The organism is Streptomyces sp. NPDC104106, assembly GCF_055584345.1.
Genome location: NZ_JBVJMF010000055.1, coordinates 1 through 3,990 on the forward strand (window position 1 = coordinate 1; position 3,990 = coordinate 3,990).

Sequence of the window (3,990 nt, forward strand, 5' to 3'; positions counted from 1 at the left end):
CCCCTCGGGACGGGACAGCGCCTGGAACCCGGCGAGCAGGCCCGCCTTGTCCAGCGCGAGCTGGCCCAGCCCTTCGTGCAGGTCCAGCGTGCCGCTCGCGGGCCAGGGACCAGGGGGAAGGGGAGCCCAGGCGAATTCGCCCTATCATTCGGTCGCCGCGCAACAGTGCCGTACTCTCTGCTAGTCCTATTGCCTGCGTGGCGGAGAGTCACGCCAAGTGGGGGGAATTCCACCTAAAAGTGAGTAGAACTGCCGGGCACCGCGCGAGTCGGCGTGGTGCCCTTTTCGTGGCTGCCGCCGGCGCTATCACGGCGCTGGCTGGAACTCTCGTGGTCTCGGTCGATACGGCAGGCGCCACGAACGCCCCTCCGCCGTACACGTCCGCGATACCGGACGCCGCCCCGCGTCCTCCGTCTCCCATGCCGCCCTGGACAGCCCTTGCGGCCAAGCGGTTCTGGACCGCGCGGCGTATGGCAGAGGCAAAGCCGCTTCCGGACGCCAAACCGCGGACTGCGGGAAGGGCCGCCCAGCCCACGCTCCAGGGGCTCGTCAAGCCGCAGGCGTCCCTGAACACCCAGGATCTGCGCGAGGCCCCGATGGACGCCACGCCGACCGACACCGCCGGCCCGACGGACACACCCACCGGCACCTCGACCCCGGATCCCTCCGCCACCGCTACGGTCACCCCGACCGCCGCGCCGACGGACACCTCGTCCGCCTCCCCGAGCACCTCCCCCAGCGCGTCCGACTCGGCGAGCCCCACCGCCTCGCCCAGCCCGTCCCCCACGAACACGGGCGGGACAGGTCCGGCCAGCTCCTACTTCGGCGGGCTGCCGATGGTCGGCCGGATGTACATGCAGACCAGCAGCGGCTCCTACTTCTGCACCGCGAGCGTCATCAACAGCCCGCACCACAACATCGTCCTCACCGCCGGGCACTGCATGGACGGGCGGGCAGGCGGAGGCTCGCTCGCGTTCGTGCCCCAGTGGACCGCGGCAAATCCCCAGCCGTACGGCATCTTCCCCGTCGCCACCGACTCCGAAGGCCGCAGCCGGGTCTGGATCGATCCCCGCTACTACGACCGCGGACACATCCAGGGTGCCCCGTGGGACGTGGCGTTCGCACAGGTCGGTGCCCGCAGCGACGGCAAGCAGGTGCAGGACGTGGTAGGCGGCAACAACCTGGCCACCGGTCGCGGATACGCCTTCCCCAGCATTCGGCTGGTCGGCTACCCCGGCACCGCCGCGCAGCCACTGACCTGCGACAGCAACACCACGCAGTACACCCCGACCGACGGCACCCCCGGCTCGTACCTCCGGATCGCCTGCACCGGCTTCGCATCCGGCACCAGCGGCAGCCCGTTCCTGGAGAACTTCGACCCCACCACCGGCACGGGCGACGTGGTCGGCAGCATCGGCGGCTGGGACACCGGCGGACCGACCGACGACGTCTCCTACAGTTCCCCCTACGGCTCCGACGTCCAGAACCTGTACCAGGCGGCGGTCGCCGGCACCGCTCCCGCACGTCCCAATGTGCTGCCCGGCGCCTCCACACTCACCCATACCGCCCTCGTGACCTCCGGCTCCTTCACGCCCTCGCCTTCACCGGATCCGGACAAGAGCGACCTGATCGTGCGCTGGTCGGACGGCGAGCTGACGCTGTACCGGGGTGGTGGCAACGGACGGTTCGACAAGGAGATACGGCTCGTCGCGGCCAACACCACCTGGACGAAGGCCGTCTCCATCACGGCCGGCGACTTCACCGGCGCCGATACCTACGACCTGCTGGTGCGCTGGAGCGATGGCAGCCTCACCCTCTTCCCCGATGTCGACGCGCGCGGCCTGCACAGCCAGATCACACTCGTCAAGCCGGGCACGCTGTGGCAGCACGAGGTCGCCATGACCGCGGGCCGCTACACCACCGACGACCACTGGCCCGACGACCTGATCGTGCGCTGGTCCGACGGCGAGACCACTCTCTACAAGAACCTCAACTCCACCGGCCTGCACAGCGAGGTCCGGCTCACCCCTTCCAACTCCACCTGGACGCATGCCACAACCCTCACGTCCGCCGACTTCACCGGAACCGGCGAGTCAGATCTCGTGGTCCGCTGGTCCGACGGTGAACTGACCCTGTACCCGGACATCAGCCAGTACGGCTTCAACGGAGAGGTGCGACTGCGGGCCCCGAGCACGCTGTGGACCCACGCCACGCTCACCACGGCAGGCAATTTCACCAGCACCGACAACCGGCCCAACGACTACCTTGTGCGCTGGTCCGACGGCCAGCTGTCCATGTACCAGGACAGCGGCACCAGCCTCGGCACGGAAGCCGTACTCGCGAGCGCGTCCGGCTCGTCGCTGCCGTACTACCGGCGCTGACCGCGAAGTCCTCGGGGCCTCGGCTGCCTGAACTGCCCCCGCCCGAAGAGATCGAAGCCGCCCGGACGCCCGCCGGCGGCTGGAAGCGCGACCAGCTCGTCGCCTGGAGCGTCCCCTGGCCCTCGCCCAAGGGATGGAAGGACGAGCTGGTCGCGCGCTCCTGGGCGGTACGCCAGGACGGCGTACCGCCGCCGCCCCTGCCCAGCCCGGCTCCGGCCGACTTCGCACCGGAGACGCTCGACTTCGGCCGACCCGACGACAGCGGGGCCGGACAGGATGCCCCTGTCCGGCCCCGCTGCTCGTTCCGGTGCTCGCCGATGAACAGTTGCCCTCCGCGACGGCCGGGGCTTTGTCCAGCAGCGGCAGCAGCTGGGTGACGTCGTTGCGGTTGCCGCCGGTCAGCGACACCGCGAGCGGGATGCCCTGCCCGTCAGCTTCCGCGGCAGCCCCGGTGCAGTCTCTCCCACACCCCTGCCTCGTTCCAGGCGGCCGGACGCCGCCAGCAGGTCATGCCCGAACCGAAGCCAACTCCTGTGGCAGGTACTCCCACTGGATCCCGGTGTGCAGCACGAACAGGGGTCCCGCATAAGGCCTGCCGGTCCGAACCCGCGGCCGACCTGAGACCAGCCTTGGCCCGGCTCTGGTGACAACGGCTCGACCAGCGACCACAGTTCATCCGGCAACGACTTCTGTCAGGACCAGTTACTCGGGCAGAGGGCCGTTCATGAGAATCGGGACAGGGGGCCGCGCTGCGCCATCCCGGAGGAACGGGGCCAGGCCGCCGCCCACTGGAAGAAAATCGTGCCCTCGCCATTCCCGGCGGGCGCCGACGGGCGAATACCGACGTGCGCCAAGGTGGCGTCAGGCGGGCTGCGGTGCGGGCGTTGCCGGGGCGGACGCGACCTTGCGGGTCTCACGCATGATCAGCAGGCCGTTGACGACCATCAGTGTCGCGGTCAGGGCGTGGACGCCGAGCGCTTTGGCCACGGAGCCGTGGTGGGCCAGCACGGTGGCCATGTCGCCGTACGCGGCCAGGGCCTCCACCAGCAGCACCCAGCCCAGCGCCCGGCGGTGGCCCGTGACCAGCAGGATGCCCAGGACCAGGGCCATGACGACGTCGCGGATTCCCTTGATGACCAGGAAGCCGCCGCCATCGCCGGACGGCCAGCTCGGCAGGCCGAAGCCCGGCGCCGTCGTCTCGGGGCTCAGGATGAACTCCGTCCCGAACCAGAGGATGAAGAGGATGAAGGCGGCGGCCAGGACGGTGTTGATCTTCTTCAGCGACATCGTTCTTCTCCTTGCGAGTCTTCGTCGGCCTGGTGAGCTTCTTGGAGCTTGCTGAGTCGTGTGGGGCCTGATCAGGCCGCGCGGACGCGGCTGATCGAGGGGCGTGGTTTTCCGGCATCGCAGGTGTGGGATCTGAGCGGTGCGTTCCCGGATGTCGGTGGCCCGCTGCCGACCGGGGGAGTGGGGGTTGTGCATCGCCTGCGCGGTGTCGGTCCGCGGGGTCAGGTGAGGGCGGCGACCAGCAGGGTGAAGGCGGCGATGAGGACGGCGACGCGGACGTAGTGCCAGCGGTCCCAGCGGTTCGACTGCTCCTTCCAGTCGG

General features: G+C 69.8%; 2 protein-coding genes and 3 pseudogenes. 1 reads left to right on the forward strand and 4 read right to left on the reverse strand.

From position 1 onward, the window contains the following. A pseudogene (locus tag ACZ60X_RS43745) lies at positions 1-102 on the reverse strand (FAD-dependent monooxygenase); the annotation flags it as partial. Between the two features lie 368 nt (positions 103-470). On the opposite strand from ACZ60X_RS43745, the gene ACZ60X_RS43750 reads away from it, so the two are divergent. Next, positions 471-2,381, forward strand: a complete 1,911-nt coding sequence (locus ACZ60X_RS43750) for a trypsin-like serine peptidase (protein WP_469611408.1) — start codon at positions 471-473, stop codon at positions 2,379-2,381. 448 nt (positions 2,382-2,829) lie between these two features. Here the strand turns inward: ACZ60X_RS43750 and ACZ60X_RS43755 are convergent. From ACZ60X_RS43755 to ACZ60X_RS43765, 3 genes and pseudogenes are all read right to left on the reverse strand, one after another. Beyond that, a pseudogene (locus tag ACZ60X_RS43755) lies at positions 2,830-3,064 on the reverse strand (transposase); the annotation flags it as partial. A gap of 178 nt (positions 3,065-3,242) precedes the next feature. Next, complete coding sequence (locus ACZ60X_RS43760) at positions 3,243-3,668, reverse strand: DUF4267 domain-containing protein (protein WP_469611411.1); 426 nt, start codon at positions 3,666-3,668, stop codon at positions 3,243-3,245. A gap of 221 nt (positions 3,669-3,889) precedes the next feature. Further along, positions 3,890-3,990: pseudogene (locus ACZ60X_RS43765) on the reverse strand (DUF1772 domain-containing protein); the annotation flags it as partial.

What these genes read in the sequence shown, in the direction of transcription:
- ACZ60X_RS43750 (WP_469611408.1), top strand. Translation starts at nt 471, where the DNA reads ATGGCAGAGGCAAAGCCGCTTCCGGACGCCAAACCGCGGACTGCGGGA.
- ACZ60X_RS43760 (WP_469611411.1), bottom strand. Translation starts at nt 3,668, where the DNA reads ATGTCGCTGAAGAAGATCAACACCGTCCTGGCCGCCGCCTTCATCCTC.